The sequence below is a fragment of the Mycobacterium sp. SMC-11 genome, assembly GCF_046250095.1.
GTDB classification, from domain to species: Bacteria; Actinomycetota; Actinomycetes; order Mycobacteriales; family Mycobacteriaceae; genus Mycobacterium; species Mycobacterium heraklionense_A.
On record NZ_CP176430.1, the window covers coordinates 831,290 to 847,470 of the forward strand.

The following is a 16,181-nucleotide window of genomic DNA, read 5'->3' on the forward strand; positions in this document are numbered from 1 at the left end:
GCTAGTGCGCTGCGTCGTCCTCGCCCGCCGACGACACCGACGTGATGCGGTGGATTGCGAAATCCTTCATCTGCCCCGACGTCGAATCGAACGCCACCAGCCGTCCACCCAGCACTTGGGTGGGAGCCACTTCGCGCTGGGTGGCCACCCCGGCGGCGTCGACGTAGCCGATCATCACCGTGGCACGCTCCAGCGCGGCGCGCTTGAGCATGATCATCGCGGTCACCGGGTCCAGCCGGATGTTGTCGAACGGCGCCGACGTCACCGTGCGCAGCACCCGGACCAGCGCGGTCAGGCTGTCGTCACCGGGACCGGCGTGCTGCCGGTGTCCGCGACGCTCCGCGGGGGTGTGCACCCGCATCCCGCGCGGCCGGATGTCGACGATCGTTCCGGTGGCATCCTCGGCGGCCGGGGCGAAACCGGCGTCGCGCAGCGCCGCCAACACATCGGCAAGCGGAGCCTGCGCCACCGCCACCGTCGGGGCCAGCAGCCGCAGGCACAGCGCCTCGGCGGCCGGAACGGCGACCGCCTGGGCCAGCAGCGCGGGGTCCTCGCAGCGCACGAAGGAGGCCGCCAACCCGATCCGCAGCTGCCCGTGCCGGCGCGCGACGTCGTCGATCAGATAGCTGAGCCCTTGCGGCACCGGGGTCTTGGAGTGCTTCTCGAAGAACGCCCGCAGTCCGGCACCGGTACGGCCCACGTCCAAGGCGGACCGGATGGTCTGTTCGGAGACCCGGTAGACCATGGCTGCGCCGGCCGATTCCACGGTGGCGACGACGGCCAACTCCTCGGCGAGTTCACGTTTCAGCGGTCCCGGCACCACCACGGTCAGGTCGGCCTGCACCAAGAAGTGGTCGATCGGCTCGGGTAGCGCCTTGGCCATCGCGGCTACCGCGGCGGCATCATCGGCGTCGGAGGCAGCGCCGTCGGCGCCGGCGGCCAGCAGGATCCGGCCGGGGGAGCTGAGCGCGCCGCGGCCCAGCACACCCAGGGCGTGGGCCTCGTCGAGCAGCTCGCCCACCGGACCGGGCTGGAGCCGGTTGGCCCAGCGCGGCCGGCGCCAGACCAGCGCCTGCGACGCGGTCGCCGCGTCGACCCCGGCGCCCACGGGCAGCTCGGCGAGCATGCCCAGCAGCAGCCGGCGATCCAGCGGGGCGGCGGTGGAGAACAACGGGGTGGACAGCGCCGCCCGGGGTTTGCCGTCGGCGCCGCGGCTGCCGATCAGACCCGGCCGGGCCGGCAGATCCAGCCAGGTGGCGGCCAGCAGATGCCAGCGCTCCGCGGTGGACTGCTCGGCGAACCGGTCGGCGAGCACCGTCGGCGCCCAGTAGGGGCCGTCGGCGTCGGGCCAGTCCCGTTGATCGACGCTCGCCGGGTCGGGGAAATCGGCTGCGATCAACCGCGCGGTTGCGGCGACCTCCAGCAGCAGGCCCAGCCGGATCTCGTCGACCCCGGTGGCTTTGGCCAGTCGTTTGACCTCGCGCACGCCCAGCCCGCCGCTGCGCAGCTCCGGCACCGGCGTTTCGCCCAGATTGGCCAGGATCACGTCGAGTTCGCGCAACACGTCGATCACCGCGCCGGCCGCCGCCGCATCGACATCGGCCGCGGTGGTCTGCGACACCACGGGGTCGGGCTCGTGCAACGCGATCGGGCCGGGCTGCTCGCCCCGCAGTACCTGGCCGACGAGCCGCGGCAGGATCACCGTCTCGTCGTCGACGCGACGCAGCAGGCCGGCCGCCAGCAGCCTGGGCACCGGACGCTCCGAGGGCGCGTCGGGGGCGGCGTCGCGGGTGCGCCCGATCGGGGAGCCGGTCAGCAGCTTGTCCAGCAGGTCACGCTGCGAAGCGTCCAGATCGGCGATGGCTTCGTGGAGTGCGGCGATGTCGGCATCACCGTGTGCCGGTTCTTCTCGGGTCACCTGACCCGGATGCCAGGGCAGGCCTGCGCCCGCCTCGGCGACCACGCGCAACACTGCGCTGGGTTTATGCGGCGGTCCCAGCTTCGCCTCTCCTGTGTCGAGCCTCGCTGAACCGCCGGGTTCGGTCGCGCCCCAAACCAACGCCCGATCGATCAGGTCGGTCAGCGCCTCGGTCACCGCGTCGGCGGGGGCGCGCTCGTCGAGCAGGGCCAGCAGATCGGCGACCGGCACGCCGGTGCCGTCGGCATGCAATTCCAGCAGCGCATCAAGGACGGCGAGCCGCAGGAAATCCAGCTCGTCGGTGGCGGCGCGAACCGACTGGCGGGCCTGGGCCCGCGCGGCCAACGCGGCGATACTGCCCGGCGGGGGTTGGGCGAGGTCGGGCCGTAGCTTCAGAAGCCGGATCAGATCCTCGTCGGGCAGGTCGGCCAGCCACGACCCCAGTGGGACACCCCGGGCGCGTTCGGTCATCGACGACCAGCGTAAGGCCCAACCGGTGAACGTCGTCGATCGCGACCTGTCAGAATGGTGCCGTGGCTGGAAACCAGGACAACAAGAACCGGTACGTCGACAACGGTTGGCCGAAGACCGACGGCGAACCCGCCGTCAGCGAGCTGCGCACCGATCGGACTGGCGCACTGTCGCCGTTCGGGGACCTGGTGTTCCCGCTGCCGTCCGACGAGCTGCCCTACCTGCATCCGGTCACCGTCGTCAACCGGTAGCGGTGACGCCATGACCGGGCCGCTTTCACACCTCGATGACCGGGGCGCGGCCCACATGGTCGATGTCAGCGCCAAGGCGACCACCAAGCGTGTAGCGGTCGCTGGTGGCGTGCTGCGCACCACCGCTGAAGTGATCCAGCTGATCTCGGCCGGCGGGCTGCCCAAGGGGGACGCGTTGGCCACCGCCCGGGTGGCCGGCATCATGGCCGCCAAACGCACCAGCGATCTGGTGCCGCTCTGCCACCAACTGGCGCTGACCGGAGTCGACGTGGACTTCACCATTGGCGAATCCCAGATCGACATCACCGCCTCCGTGCGCACCACGGACCGTACCGGGGTCGAGATGGAGGCGCTGACCGCGGTCAGCGTGGCGGCCCTGACCCTCTACGACATGATCAAGGCCGTCGACCGCGCCGCCGTCATCGACGACATCCGAGTGCTGAGCAAGGACGGCGGCCGTACCGGGGCCTGGGAGCGCTCGTGAGCGTCCGGACCGCCCGAATCATCATCGCGTCCACCCGAGCGTCGGCCGGGGTGTACACCGACCGCACCGGGCCGATCGTCGCCGACTGGCTGAGGCAGCGTGGCTTCGCCGAGGTGCAGCCGGAGGTCGTGCCGGACGGCGAGCCGGTCGGCGCCGCGCTGCGCGCCGCGGTGGCCGACGGGGTGGACGTGATCATCACCTCCGGGGGAACCGGTATCTCACCGACCGACGACACCCCGGCGCAGACGCTCACGGTGCTCGATTACGAGATCCCCGGCCTGGCCGATGCCATCCGCCGGTCCGGGCTGCCGAAGGTGCCGACCTCAATCCTGTCTCGTGGGGTGTGCGGGGTGGCCGGCCGCAGCCTGGTGGTCAACCTGCCCGGGTCGTCCGGTGGAGTGCGCGACGGGCTGGGCGTGCTGGCCGACGTCTTGGATCATGCCTTGGATCAGCTCGCCGGCGGAGACCACCGGTGACAGGCTCGGGCGCGGTGGTGCTGCGTGCCGCCATCACCGAGGCGCCCATCGTGTTGTCCGAACACGAAGAGTTAGTGGGGCACCGCGCCGCGGGGGCCGTCGTCGGATTCGTCGGCATGATCCGCGATCACGACCACGGGCAACAGGTGACCCGGCTGGAGTACTCCGCCCACCCGTCGGCAGAGCAGGTGATGGCCGAAGTGCTGGCCGAGGTTGCCGAGCAGGCCGTCGGGGTCCGCGCGCTGGCCGCCAGCCACCGGATCGGCGTGCTGCACATCGGTGACGCCGCACTGGTGGCCGCCGTGGCGGCCGATCACCGCCGAGAGGCGTTCGAGGCCTGCGCGCTGCTCGTCGACACCATCAAGGCGCGGCTGCCGGTATGGAAGCACCAGTTCTTCGCCGACGACACCGAGGAGTGGGTCGGCTCGGCCTGATGGTCGTGTGAACACGAAAAACGGGGGCCGGTTATCCGGCCCCCGTTTTTCGTAGGAGTTTGTTACTACATAACCCGGCTGGGCTGCAGCGCGAACGCGTCCAGCGCGTCGTTGCCGCTGATGTTCTCCGACCGAACGGCCTGCCACAGCTGCTGGTGGAAGCCGACCGAGACCGCTTCCTGGCGGTTGCCGTCCGGAGCTGGAGCCGGAGCGACCTCGTCGCCGGGCGCCGGGGCCTCGGGGGCCGGAGCCTCCGGGTTCCACCAAGGCGCGGGAGCCTCGGGGGCCGGCGGCGGGACATCCTCGGCGATCGGGGCCGGAGCCTCGGGTGCCGGAGCTTCCGGAGCGGGAGCCTCGGGAGCCGGCGGCAGGTCCTCGGCGATCGGGGCCGGGGCCTCGGGTGCCGGAGCTTCGGGGGCCGGAGCCTCCGGGAACCAGCCTGCGGGAGCCGCCGGTGCGGCGCCTTCGGCGGGAGCCGGAGCCTCGGGGGCCGGCGGAGCCCACCACGGCGCGGGCTCGGGAGCGGGCGGGGGAGCGATCGGGTTGTCCATGGCGACGGTCTCGCCGTTAACATCCGGGTTGTCGATCGGGGCGTCGGCCGGCGGCGCCGCCGGAACCTCGCGCTGCGATGCGCCGGACAGCCCGCGGCCGCAAACCGGCCAGGCGCCACGGCCTTGAGTTGCCAGCACGTGCTCGGCGATAGCGATCTGCTGCTCGCGGCTGGCCAGGTGTGCCGAGGGGGCGTACTTGCCACCACCGTGCGCGCTCCAGGTGCTCGGCGAGAACTGCAGCCCGCCCTGGTAGCCGTTACCGGTGTTGATACCCCAGTTGTTGCCGGATTCGCACCGGGCTACGTGGTCCCATTCGTCATCGGTAGCCGCGGCTGCGGTTCCGGCGAGGGCCAGGCTACCGCCACCGATCACAGCTCCGGTGAAAGCGATTTTCGCGATGTTGACGTTCGATTGGGTGGGCTTGCGATGCCGTCCACTCATACGGTGGTGAATTCCTCTCTGTCTACGCCTGCGAGGTCAGCGTCGGGTTCGGACAGGGGGGACTGCCCGGCCTTGATGCACGCGGTGCGTCGTCGGCTTCACCCCGAGAGGCCGTTAAGGCCTCAGGGCCGCTCTCGGCGGACCCGGTGGGTCCCCCGCCTCCATCCATCAGGTATTTGTGGTTTTCTTCGCCCGTTGGATGGAGCTCGGCGCTACGGGTGAAGAAAGGTGGATCGATCGGAAGATTTTCGATACACCCGGAGATGTACCGTAGCCGCTCCTACCCGCTGAGTCACCCAGGACGCTCCCGGGTGTTTTCCTCGCTGGTTCTTCTCAAACCGCCAGGAACCGCCCGCGTTTGCGCAGGTCAAAGGCCACTCCATCAAGCTGTTGTCGGCTCGTAATCAATTCGTTATGTGACGTAGATCATGCTCAGCCGCCGGGTCTGATTCGGCGGTCCAGCTTCGGCTCTCCTTCGTCGAGCCTTGCTAACCGCCGGGCTTGATTCGGCGGTCCAGCTTCGGCTCTCCTTCGTCGAGCCTTGCTAACCGCCGGCAAACGGCGGCAGTACGTCGACGGTTTCGCCGGGTTGCAGCGCCGCCTCGTGGTCGCGCACCGCGACTCCGTCACGCAAGTAGGAGCACCGACTCAACACCGCCGCCAGCCGCTCATTGCGGGCGGCGAGGGTCTGCGCCAAGGCGCCCACTCCGCCCCCGGCGGGCACGCTGACGGTCTCCGATTCGGCTCCGGCCGCGGCCCGTGCCGCGGCGAAGTAGCGGACCGTCACCGCGACGCCGGTATCGGTGGCGTCGGTCTGATGGGTCATGGATCAGCCGCCGATCGCGCTCATCGGGCGGTCCGGCTGGATGAAATCCGGATCGTTGATGCCGTGGCCGGCCTTCTTGGTCCACATCGCGGCCCGCCACGCTTGCTCGATGGCGTCGTCATCGGAACCGTCTCGCAGCAGGGCGCGCAGGTCGTACTCCTCGGTGGCGAACAGGCAGTTGCGAATCTGGCCGTCGGCGGTGAGTCGCGTCCGGTCGCAGTCTCCGCAGAATGGCCGCGATACCGATGCGATGATCCCGAACGTGCCCGCCGGTGTGTCCGGGCCCTCGTCGACGAGCCAGACTTCGGCCGGCGCCGAGCCGCGCGGTTTCGGATCGGGCCGCAGAGTGAACTGGGCCCGCACCGTCTCGAGCAGTTGCTCGACGCTGAGCCCGGCGTCACGGTCCCAGTTGTGGTCGGCGTCCAACGGCATCATCTCGATCACCCGCAGGTGGTAGCCGTGCAGTAGGCAGTAGCGCAGCAGGTTGATGATGTCGTCGCCGGTGATCTTGGGATCGAGCACGGCATTGACCTTGATCGGCCGCATCCCGGCCTGTGCGGCCGCGTCCAGGCCGGCGAGGACGTCGGGCAGGCGGTCGCGCCGGGTGATCTCGGCGAAGTGGGCGCGGTCGACGGTGTCCAGCGACACGTTGATGCGGTCCAGTCCGGCCGCCACCAGGGCGCCGGTCCGGCGTGCTAAACCCAGGCCGTTGGTGGTCAACGCGATCTCGGGCCGCGGGCGCAGTGCTGCGGCGCCGGCCACCACGCCTTCGAGATGGCGGGCTAGCAGCGGCTCGCCGCCGGTGAATCGGATGTCGGTGATGCCAAGTCGGTCGACGCCGATGCGCATCAGTCGAATCAGCTCATCGTCGCTCAGCAGGTGCTGGCTGGGAATCCAGTCCAGTCCCTCGGCCGGCATGCAATAGGTGCAGCGCAGGTTGCAGCGGTCAGTCAGAGATATCCGCAGATCGGTGTGCACTCGCCCGAAGGTGTCCACCAGCGGCCCGGCGGTGGGCATCTGCGTGGCGACGGCACGCTCCACGGCTTCGTGGAAGGCGGCCTTTCGGGCCGCCTCCTGGTGGTCCGCGTCGGCAGCATCCGCATCCGGTGGCGGAGTGCGCAGACCCGCTTGCCTCAACGTCATATCCGTATCCGATTCGGTCGGCCGGGGAGCGACCGCATCGACTTCGGCGTCCGGTCCTGGTCTCCTCCAGCGGCTGCACCAGCCTACCGAGGAAACCTGGGTGTTTTGCGGGTCTCTGTCCTAGTAAGATCGGCTGCTGACGCGTCCTGCGCAGGCGGGACGCTTCCTTTATGTCCCCACGTACGTGACCAAGCAAGACAAGCAGGTGAGACCAGTGCCGACCGGCAAGGTGAAGTGGTACGACGCCGCGAAGGGCTTCGGCTTCCTGTCCCAGGAAGAAGGTGAGGACGTCTACGTCCGCTCCTCGGCCCTGCCGGACGGCGTAGAGGGTCTCAAGGCAGGCCAGCGGGTCGAGTTCGGCGTCGCCGCCGGACGTCGCGGGCCGCAGGCGCTGACGGTGAAGCTGATCGACCCCCCGCCGAGCCTGTCGCGGACCCGACGCGAGGCGGCGCCGGCTGTCGAGCACCGGCACACTCCCGACGAGCTGCACGGCATGGTCGAGGACATGATCACCCTGCTGGAAGGCACTGTGCAGCCGGAGCTGCGCAAGGGCAAATACCCCGACCGCAAGACCGCTCGGCAGATCTCCGAGGTGGTCAAGGCCGTGGCGCGCGAGCTCGACGCCTGAGCCCAGGCCCGTAATGGCGATCGTCGCTGACTGACTACTGAAAACGCAGCAGCGGCATCGCATCGCCGAACCAACTGGTCTGACCACCAGACCTCCGGCCAATTTGGTGCTAGGGTGCGCGGTATGACCCTCAAGCCGATCTCCCGGCAGTCGATCCCCGACGAGATCTTCGCCCAACTCGCCGGCCAGGTGCTCTCCGGTGACCGGACGCCCGGCGACACCCTGCCGAGTGAGCGAACCCTGTCCGAAGCGCTCGGCGTATCGCGTGCCGCGGTCCGGGAGGCGCTGGGCCGTCTAGACCGGGCGCGTCTCATCCAGGTCCGCCAGGGCGGGTCCACAGTGGTGCGCGACTTCCGCGCCGAGGCCGGGTTGGACGTGTTGCCGTTGCTGCTCGTGCACGGCGGCGACGTCGACCGCGCCACCTTGGCCAGCCTGGTCGAGGCCCGCGCCATCATCGGTCCGCAGGTGGCCGCACTGGCGGCGGCCCGTGCCGGCGACGACGCTCGCACCCGGCTGCGTGCCATGGTGGACGAGCTGGAAGCCGAATCAGAACCCGTGCAACGGATGTGGCGTGCTCTGGGATTCTGGGAACTCATCGTCGACAGTGCCGAGTCCATCGCGTTTCGGCTGCTGTTCAACACGCTGAACCAGGCATACGTGCCCGCACTCGACGCGCTCGTCAACGTGATGGCTGCCGAGGTCAACGACATCGAGCACTACCGAGCGCTTGCCGATGCCATCGTCGCCGGGGACGCCGACGCTGCGCGGCTGGCCGCTGCGGCGATGCTGGAGTTGGGCACCGCCGCATTCAGCGCGCTCGCCGACCAGTTGGAGGGTCGGCAATGACCCGCAAGCAGCTGACGCTGGGTGCGGCCTTCGCGGAATTCGTCCGGCACCCCAGCCCGTGGATGCTCATCACGTGGGCGGGCGCACTGTGGGTAGCGCGCCTGGCGGTGGGCGGCTGGTCGGTGGGTGATGCGGTCATTGCTGTTGCGCTGGTGGCTTTTTCACCCGTGGGGGAGTGGTTGATCCACATCGGAATCCTGCATTGGCGTCCGCGCACCCTGGCGGGCGTCACGATCGACTCGCGGCTGTCCCGTGACCATCGTCTGCATCACCGCGACCCGCGCGACATCCCGCTGATCTTCATTCCGTGGCCCAGCCTGATTGTGATCATCGCCCTGACGCCCCTGGTGTTGCTCGCCTTCGGCGACATCGGAAAAGGGCTGACGTTCGTCCTGACCGTCGCGACGTTCCTGGTGTTCTACGAATGGATTCACTACCTCGTCCACACCGACTACAAGCCCCGCCGTGCGATCTACCGCGCAGTGTGGCGCAACCACCGGTACCACCACTTCAAGAACGAGAACTACTGGTTCACCGTGACCAGCTCCGGCACCGCCGATCGACTGCTGGGCACCTATCCGGATCCGCGCGCGGTGGAATCGTCGCCGACGGTGCGAAACCTGCACGCAGCGTCGACAAGTGGTTGACCAGCCGGGCCGCCGGTGACGGCGGCCCTCCACCGGCGTTTGGTTTGGCACCAACTGGTTAATCCTGCGAACAGCAGCGGTTCTCCGGCGGTTGCTGGATCAGGAGGTGTCCGACATGACGCAGCAGATGCAGGTCAGCGAGGAGCAAGCGCGAGCCGTTGCCGAAGAGTCTCGTGAAAGCGGCTGGGAAAAACCATCTTTCGCCAAGGGGCTGTTCCTCGGGAAGGTTCCCTTGCCGCTCATCCACCCGTTTCCGCGGCCGTCCGATCAGGATGGCGCGCGCATCGAGGAGTTTCTGGGCAGGCTGCGGGAGCTTCTCGACACCATGGACGGCGCGGTTATCGAGCGTGACGCGCAGATCCCCGACGAATACGTCAAAGGACTGGCCGGGCTGGGCTGCTTCGGGCTGAAGATCCCCGCCGAGTACGGCGGGCTGGGCATGTCGCAGGTCGCCTATAACCGGGCCTTGATGATGGTGTCGAGCGTGCACCCCAGCCTCGGGGCGCTGCTGAGCGCCCATCAGTCGATCGGCGTACCTGAACCACTCAAACTGGCCGGCACCGACCAACAGAAGAAGATGTTCCTGCCGCGGTGTGCGTCCGGGGCCATCTCGGCATTCCTATTGACCGAACCGGATGTGGGCTCCGATCCCGCTCGGCTGGCCTCGACTGCGAGACCGATCGAGGACGGTGCCGCCTACGAGCTGGACGGGGTCAAATTGTGGACCACCAACGGCGTGGTGGCCGAGCTGCTGGTGGTGATGGCGCGGGTGCCCGACGGCAACGGTCACCGAGGAGGCATCAGCGCCTTCGTGGTCGAAGCCGATACTCCCGGCATCACCGTCGAACGTCGAAACAAGTTCATGGGGCTGCGCGGCATCGAGAATGGCGTGACCCGGCTGCACAAGGTTCGGGTGCCCGCGCAGAACCTGGTGGGACGCGAGGGCGACGGTTTGAAGATCGCGCTGACCACGCTCAACGCCGGCCGCCTGGCCATTCCTGCGATGGCCACCGGATCGGCCAAATGGGCTCTGAAGATCGCCCGACAGTGGTCCCGCGAGCGGGTCCAATGGGGCAGGCCGGTCGGCGAGCACGAGGCGGTGGCCAAGAAGATCGCGTTCATCGCCGCGACCAGCTACGCGCTGGAGGCGGTCCTGGAACTGTCCGGTCAGATGGCGGACGAGGGCCGCAACGACATCCGGATCGAGGCGGCGCTGGCCAAGCTTTGGTCCAGCGAGATGGCGTGCGTCATCGCCGATGAGCTGCTGCAGATTCGTGGCGGCCGCGGTTATGAGACCGCCGAGTCGCTGGCGGCGCGCGGCGAGCGTGCGGTACCGGTGGAGCAGCTGGTTCGGGATCTGCGGATCAACCGGATCTTCGAAGGGTCCAGCGAGATCATGCGGCTGCTGATCGCCCGCGAGGCCGTCGACGCCCACCTGAGTGCCGCCGGGGAGCTCGCCAACCCCAAGGCCGGGCTGGGGCAGAAAGCCAGATCCGCGGCCGGGGCCAGCCGCTTCTACGCAAAGTGGTTGCCGCAACTGGTATTCGGGGAAGGCCAACGCCCCATGGCGTACCGCGAATTCGGCGAGCTGGCCACACACCTGCGTTTTGTCGAACGCCATTCGCGCAAGTTGGCTCGCAACACCTTCTATGGCATGGCCCGCTGGCAGGCCGGCATGGAGAAGCGGCAGGGGTTTTTGGGGCGGGTCGTCGACATCGGGGCGGAGCTGTTCGCGATGGCCGCGGTGTGCGTGCGCGCTGAGTCGCAGTGGGTGGCCGACCGGACCGAAGGTCAGCAGGCCTATCAGCTGGCCGACGCATTCTGCGAGCAGTCCCGGCTCCGGGTCGAGGCGTTGTTTGCCGCGTTGTGGACCAACACTGACCGCGCCGACACCCGGTTGGCCGACGCAGTGCTGCAGGACCGCTACCTCTGGCTGGAGGACGGCATCCTGGATCCGTCCGAGGTCACCGGGCCGTGGATTGCCCACTGGGAACCGGGCGCCTCCACCGAGTCGAACTTGGCACGCCGGTTCCTGCCCACCCCGTAGATCAGCATCGTGGCACTCTGGTAGGCATGGCCAGCTACCTCGCCGGCGGCGATTTCCAGCGTGACACCAACTACATCTCCACCCGGATCACCGCCGACGGCCGTGATGGGTATCCCGTCGAACCGGGCCGGTACCGGCTGGTGGTCGCGCGGGCCTGCCCGTGGGCCAATCGCACCATCATCGTCCGGCGGCTGCTCGGCCTGGAAAAGGTTATCTCCATTGGTTTTTGCGGTCCGACCCACGATCAGCGCAGCTGGACCTTCGATCTGGACCCCGGTGGCGTCGACCCGGTGCTGCAGATCCCACGGCTGCAAGACGCGTACTTCAAACGCATTCCCGACTACCCCAAGGGGATCACCGTCCCGGCGATGGTCGACGTGCCCACCGGTGCGGTGGTGACCAACGACTTCGCCCAGATCACCCTGGACTTCTCCACCGAGTGGACGGCCTATCACCGCGACGGGGCGCCGCAGCTGTACCCCGAACCGCTGCGCGACGAGATCGACGAGGTGGCCCGGCGGATCTACACCGAGATCAACAACGGGGTCTACCGGTGCGGTTTCGCCGGTACCCAAGAGGCCTACGACGCCGCCTACGACCGGCTGTTCACCGCGCTGGACTGGGTCAGCGTCCGTCTGGCCGATCAGCGATACCTGGTCGGGGACACCATCACCGAGGCCGACGTGCGACTGTTCACCACGCTGGCCCGGTTCGACCCGGTCTATCACGGACATTTCAAATGCAACCGGCAGAAGCTGTCCGAGATGCCGGTGCTGTGGGCCTATGCCCGGGATCTATTCCAGACGCCCGGGTTCGGCGACACCACCGACTTCGTGCAGATCAAACAGCACTACTACATCGTGCACGCCGACATCAATCCGTCGCAGATCGTCCCGGACGGGCCGGATCTGGCGAATTGGTTGTCGCCGCATGGACGAGAAGCACTGGGCGGCAGTCCGTTCGGGGACGGAACGCCGCCGGGGCCGGTGCCGGACGGCGAGCAGGTGCCGGCCGGCCACGGCGCGCCGAACGTGTAATGAGTGCGAGATTCGTCGCGATTTTTCGCACTCATTACACGTTCGGTGAATCAGTGATGGTCGCTTCGGCCCCAGCGCGTGCCGACCGCCCACTCGGCGTGCGATGCCGTGAACAGCTCGCCGGTTCTGGCGTCGACGATCAGGGTGGGCAGCTGCACCACTAGCCCGCGCAGCAGACCGCGCTGCGGATCCACGGTGGGGACGGTGACCGCCAGGGTGCTGCCCGCCGGATAGGTCTCTTTAGTGGTGTCGGCCGGGTTGTCGTAGAGCCGCCACAGCTGCCACGGAGCTCGCCCGATGTTCTCGTCCACCGACAGCTGCACCGGATGACGCGAATCGACCGTCAATGTGCCTTGCGCTTCGGTCAGCAGGCACTCATCGAGGTTGAGCACGTTGCAGTACATGTACGGCCCGGTGCGGGTGAGATGCCCGTTGGAGTACGCGCTGATCTGCGGCGGCAGCGGCTCCTCGGCTCGGGTGAACCACCAGGTGCCGAATCCGGCAAGCGCCGCGGTCACCACCGTCAGCGCTGACACCAGCACGGCCGTCGAGCGTTTCACTCCTACATCACCCCTGTCTTGCCGGATCGAGGCGGGCACCGTCCTGCTCGATCAGCACCGGCCGGTTGCCCCCCAGGCCGGGAATCAACGAGTCGCCGTGGAACGACAGGATGGTCTGGGCCAGACCCGGAATCAGCAGAGCGGTGATCGCGGTGAAGCCCACCCACAAGTCGGTATATACCAACACGCCCAGTGCACCGCCCAACACCCAGGCCAGTTGCAGGGTGGACTCGGTGCGGCCGAATGCCGATGCCCGTGACTCTTCGGGCAGGTCGTCCTGCAGTGCTGCGTCCAGCGACGCCTTCGAGATCGCACTGGCCCCCGACGTCACCAATGCGGCGATCGCCGCCATCACCAGGGTCCCGGCCACCGCTGCCGCCAGCGCGACGGCGGTCACCGCCATGGTGCAGCGCACCACCAGCACCGCGGGGCGTCCCAGTTGCAGTCGGGCGCTGGTGAAGTTCCCGGCGAAGTTGCCCAGGCCGGCGGCCGCTCCGATCAACCCGAGAATGCCCAGCTGCACCCAACCGCCGGCGTTGTGCTGCTTGGCCACGAACGCCGGGTACAAGAACAAGAACCCGACCATGGCCTTGATGGTGCAGTTGCCCCACAGTGCAGCGATGATATTGCGGCCCAGCGGCTGCCGCAGTGGCTGGCTCAGCGCACCGCCGGCCCGCCGGACCTGTTCGGGCCAGCTCCGGGGCCGTTCGTCGAAGCGGTAGCTCAAGGTGGTCGGGATCTCGCCGGCGGTCACTTCCACCCAGCGCGGGATCCGCATCGACAGGACCGCCCCGGCCACCGAGACCGCCACGAGCACCAACAATGCCCCCGGCAGCTGCAGTAGCCCGGTGAAGATGTACTCGGCTGCCGCGGCGACACCGCCGCCGACGATCGTGCCGCCGAGTAGACCGAACATCGTCAGCCGGGAATTGACCCGCACCAGATCGATCGACGGCGGCATGACCCGTGGCGTCACCGCGCTGCGCAACACCGTGAACGACTTCGACAGCGCCATCATCGCCAACGCGCACGGGTAGAGCACCCAAGAGCCGAAGGTGCCCGCGACACCGTCGTAATTGGCGATCAGCACCAGGGCCAGCAGGGTCCGCAGCGAGAACGACATGGCCAACGCCGCGCGCCGGCCATGCTGGACGCGATCCAGGGCGGGACCGATCAGCGGCGCGACCACCGCGAACGGCGCGATTGTCACCAGCAGATACAGCGCCACCCGGCCCTTGCTCTCGCCGGCGGCTGCCGCGAAGAACAAGGTGTTGGCCAGCGCGACGGCCATCGCCGCGTCCACCGCAAAGTTCGCCACCACCGGCCAGGTCAGGGCGGTTAGTCCGGATTTGTCGGCGCCGTCGGCGGTGGCGGCCCGTTGCACCAGCCCATACATCCGCGAGCCCATTTCGCGACTACGCGCCGCGGCAGCTCGGGTGACCGTGACGCGATCGCTGGCGCCCGAACCACCCGGAGCCTCGGGGCGACGAGGCGCGCCGGTGTGTTCGCGCAGCGGTGGCAGGTACCGGTTGTCGCTGGGCATGGGCTTGCGCTGCCGCTGGTCACCGGTGCTGTTGCTGGGGTAGTTGGCCATGCCGGGATGCTGTCCGGCCGAGCCGTTGCGCGTACCTCGGCCGGAGACCGGTGACGGACGGCTGCGCCGGCCCGGTTCGGGGAGATCGCGACGCCGTGCAGACACATCCGCGATTCTTCCCTATGTCCGCCGCGCGACCGCGTAGGCCGTGATCGTGCCTGCATGTGGCTGATGGAGCCGCGCTGCGGCAGTATAGGGACGTCATTGAACGGAAGGGACCCGCGTGACCGGACCCAGCGCAGAATCAGCCACTGCGACCATCGCCGTGCCCACGGTGCTGGCCGAGGCCGTCGAGCACGCCCGCTCGGCGGTCGCCGAGTTCAGCGGCGCCGAAACTGTCGGCGAGCACCTGGGGGTCGACTACGAAGACCCGACCGCCGCCACCCACCGGTTCGGTGCGGTGCTGCCCGGTTATCAGGGCTGGCAGTGGGCTGTCGTCGTCGCGGCGATCCCGGGTGCCACCGAGCCCACGGTCAGTGAGGTTGTGCTGGTGCCCGGCCCCACGGCCTTGCTGGCGCCGGAGTGGGTGCCGTGGGACCAGCGGGTGCGTCCCGGCGACCTGGGGCCGGGGGATCTGCTGGCGCCGCCCGCCGACGACCCGCGGCTGGTGCCCGGTTACACCTCGAGCGGCGACCCGCAGCTCGACGAGGTGGCCGGCGAGATCGGCCTGGGCCGACGCTGGCTGATGAGTCCGGTGGGCCGCGCCGAGGCGGCGCAGCGCTGGCACGACGGCGAGCACGGCCCGGATTCGGCGATGGCGCGGTCCACCAAACGGGTCTGCCGTGACTGTGGCTTTTATTTGCCGCTCGCCGGTGAGCTGGGCACGGTCTTCGGCGTCTGCGGTAACGAAATGTCCGCTGACGGACACGTGGTCGACAACCGGTACGGCTGCGGCGCGCACAGTGACACCCCGGCGCCCGCGGGCACCGGTTCCCCGGCATACGAGCCCTACGACGATGGCGTGCTGGAGATCGTCGACGTCACAACGGTTCCGGCGACCGAAGACGTGGCCGAGGTGACTGAAGCGGTTGAGCCGGTAGCCGAAGCCGACGCCGAGAGCGAAGCGGTTGAGGCCGTCGTCGAAGCAGCGACCGAGGCTCCCGCCGAAACAGCAGCGGCGCCGGAACCGGCCGAAACCGGAACCGACGCCGAGGCTGACGCAGCAGAGGCTGTCACCGAAGCGTCCGCCGACATCTCCGATGCCCCAGGGGAATCCGGGGAGTCGGGCGAGCCGGAGACGTCCTAACCGAAGTTGAACAGGTACTCGCCCGGGAGCACGAAGAGCATGTTGAAGGCGGTGTTGACCACCGCTCCCGGTAGGCCGACCACGTAGTTGACGATGTCCAGCGGGATGGTGGCCGCCTGACTGAAAGCCATGCCGAAGTCGAGGTTGATCAGGCTGGTGAACAAGTTCTCGAAGTCGTTGAACAACGTGAACGGCAGGCTGATGAAGCGGTTGAACAGGCCTACGGCGGCTGCCACTTCCGCGTTGAACAGGCCGACGATGTCGAAGGCATCGGCAGCGCCGGGAACGTCCCACGCATTGGCCGCGCCGGGCAGGACTTCGGACAGGTCGAAAGTGTCCGGAACGGCGAGTTCTTCGGCAATGCTGGACATGTCGAAAGGCGCGAGCCCGGCGAGGGTTTCGAAGCTGTCGACGATCGCGTTGGCGGCCAGCGTCACCTCGGCCGACACCGCGGCCACGGCGCGCGTGCTGATTTCGGGTGCCGCCGCCACCGGGGTCAGGCCGGCGGCCGCCAGGGCCGTCGCTGCGATGGCGATGCTCGGTAGTCGCACTGCGGATTTCACGGTTTCCATGGATTCCTC

17 protein-coding genes and 1 riboswitch are annotated in these 16,181 nt (G+C 68.6%); of the genes, 10 read left to right on the forward strand and 7 right to left on the reverse strand.

The window, feature by feature from the left end:
- Position 1 precedes the first annotated feature (1 nt).
- Positions 2–2,389, reverse strand: coding sequence for a helicase-associated domain-containing protein (locus tag ACKY0X_RS03985; RefSeq protein WP_409428402.1), 2,388 nt, complete (start codon positions 2,387–2,389; stop codon positions 2–4).
- A gap of 62 nt (positions 2,390–2,451) precedes the next feature.
- Here ACKY0X_RS03985 and ACKY0X_RS03990 point away from each other — a divergent pair, with 62 nt between their 5' ends.
- Genes ACKY0X_RS03990 through ACKY0X_RS04005 form a run of 4 tightly spaced genes read left to right on the forward strand, consistent with a single transcriptional unit; the run spans position 2,452 to position 4,034 of the window.
- Positions 2,452–2,640 carry a hypothetical protein gene (locus ACKY0X_RS03990; RefSeq protein WP_046282658.1) on the forward strand — a complete coding sequence of 63 codons (189 nt, stop codon included), beginning with the start codon at positions 2,452–2,454 and terminating at the stop codon, positions 2,638–2,640.
- 10 nt (positions 2,641–2,650) lie between these two features.
- Complete coding sequence (gene moaC / locus ACKY0X_RS03995) at positions 2,651–3,124, forward strand: cyclic pyranopterin monophosphate synthase MoaC (RefSeq protein ID WP_409428403.1); 474 nt, start codon at positions 2,651–2,653, stop codon at positions 3,122–3,124.
- Entirely contained in the window at positions 3,121–3,600 is a 480-nt protein-coding gene (locus ACKY0X_RS04000; RefSeq protein ID WP_409428404.1) for a molybdenum cofactor biosynthesis protein B, read from the forward strand. Before moaC ends, ACKY0X_RS04000 begins: the two co-directional genes overlap by 4 nt.
- A gap of 14 nt (positions 3,601–3,614) precedes the next feature.
- Entirely contained in the window at positions 3,615–4,034 is a 420-nt protein-coding gene (locus ACKY0X_RS04005; RefSeq protein ID WP_065040729.1) for a molybdenum cofactor biosynthesis protein MoaE, read from the forward strand.
- A gap of 65 nt (positions 4,035–4,099) precedes the next feature.
- Here the strand turns inward: ACKY0X_RS04005 and ACKY0X_RS04010 are convergent, their stop codons facing one another.
- The 3 genes from ACKY0X_RS04010 to moaA form a co-directional block, all read right to left on the reverse strand.
- Positions 4,100–5,026, reverse strand: coding sequence for a transglycosylase family protein (locus ACKY0X_RS04010; protein ID WP_409428405.1), 927 nt, complete (start codon positions 5,024–5,026; stop codon positions 4,100–4,102).
- A gap of 9 nt (positions 5,027–5,035) precedes the next feature.
- Positions 5,036–5,211, reverse strand: a riboswitch (cyclic di-AMP (ydaO/yuaA leader).
- 359 nt (positions 5,212–5,570) lie between these two features.
- Complete coding sequence (locus tag ACKY0X_RS04015; RefSeq protein ID WP_409428406.1) at positions 5,571–5,852, reverse strand: MoaD/ThiS family protein; 282 nt, start codon at positions 5,850–5,852, stop codon at positions 5,571–5,573.
- Positions 5,853–5,855: 3 nt separating this feature from the next.
- Positions 5,856–6,869 (reverse strand): GTP 3',8-cyclase MoaA, encoded by a 1,014-nt coding sequence (gene moaA, locus ACKY0X_RS04020; protein ID WP_409429495.1) that lies wholly within the window; start codon positions 6,867–6,869, stop codon positions 5,856–5,858.
- 340 nt (positions 6,870–7,209) lie between these two features.
- On the opposite strand from moaA, the gene ACKY0X_RS04025 reads away from it, so the two are divergent.
- From ACKY0X_RS04025 to ACKY0X_RS04045, 5 genes are all read left to right on the forward strand, one after another.
- Complete coding sequence (locus ACKY0X_RS04025) at positions 7,210–7,623, forward strand: cold-shock protein (RefSeq protein ID WP_024443970.1); 414 nt, start codon at positions 7,210–7,212, stop codon at positions 7,621–7,623.
- Positions 7,624–7,746: 123 nt separating this feature from the next.
- Entirely contained in the window at positions 7,747–8,469 is a 723-nt protein-coding gene (locus ACKY0X_RS04030; protein WP_409428407.1) for a FadR/GntR family transcriptional regulator, read from the forward strand.
- Positions 8,466–9,116: a sterol desaturase family protein gene (locus ACKY0X_RS04035; RefSeq protein ID WP_409428408.1), complete on the forward strand. Its 651-nt coding sequence runs from the start codon at positions 8,466–8,468 to the stop codon at positions 9,114–9,116. The genes ACKY0X_RS04030 and ACKY0X_RS04035 overlap by 4 nt, the downstream gene beginning before the upstream one ends.
- Before the next feature lie 115 nt (positions 9,117–9,231).
- A complete protein-coding gene (locus ACKY0X_RS04040) occupies positions 9,232–11,163 on the forward strand; it encodes an acyl-CoA dehydrogenase family protein (protein WP_409428409.1) in 1,932 nt (643 codons plus the stop codon).
- A gap of 26 nt (positions 11,164–11,189) precedes the next feature.
- Positions 11,190–12,200 (forward strand): glutathione S-transferase family protein, encoded by a 1,011-nt coding sequence (locus tag ACKY0X_RS04045; RefSeq protein ID WP_409428410.1) that lies wholly within the window; start codon positions 11,190–11,192, stop codon positions 12,198–12,200.
- 50 nt (positions 12,201–12,250) lie between these two features.
- Here ACKY0X_RS04045 and ACKY0X_RS04050 read toward each other — a convergent pair whose 3' ends face one another.
- Positions 12,251–12,760 (reverse strand): DUF2771 domain-containing protein, encoded by a 510-nt coding sequence (locus ACKY0X_RS04050; protein ID WP_409428411.1) that lies wholly within the window; start codon positions 12,758–12,760, stop codon positions 12,251–12,253.
- A gap of 7 nt (positions 12,761–12,767) precedes the next feature.
- The gene (locus tag ACKY0X_RS04055) at positions 12,768–14,354 is read right to left on the reverse strand and encodes an MFS transporter (protein ID WP_109413585.1); all 1,587 of its coding nucleotides are present in this window, start codon (positions 14,352–14,354) and stop codon (positions 12,768–12,770) included.
- A gap of 223 nt (positions 14,355–14,577) precedes the next feature.
- Here ACKY0X_RS04055 and ACKY0X_RS04060 point away from each other — a divergent pair, with 223 nt between their 5' ends.
- Positions 14,578–15,600 (forward strand): DUF3027 domain-containing protein, encoded by a 1,023-nt coding sequence (locus ACKY0X_RS04060; protein ID WP_409428412.1) that lies wholly within the window; start codon positions 14,578–14,580, stop codon positions 15,598–15,600.
- On the opposite strand, the gene ACKY0X_RS04065 is transcribed toward ACKY0X_RS04060, so the two are convergent.
- Positions 15,597–16,172, reverse strand: a complete 576-nt coding sequence (locus ACKY0X_RS04065) for a hypothetical protein (protein WP_409428413.1) — start codon at positions 16,170–16,172, stop codon at positions 15,597–15,599. The genes ACKY0X_RS04060 and ACKY0X_RS04065 overlap by 4 nt on opposite strands.
- Positions 16,173–16,181 lie beyond the last annotated feature (9 nt).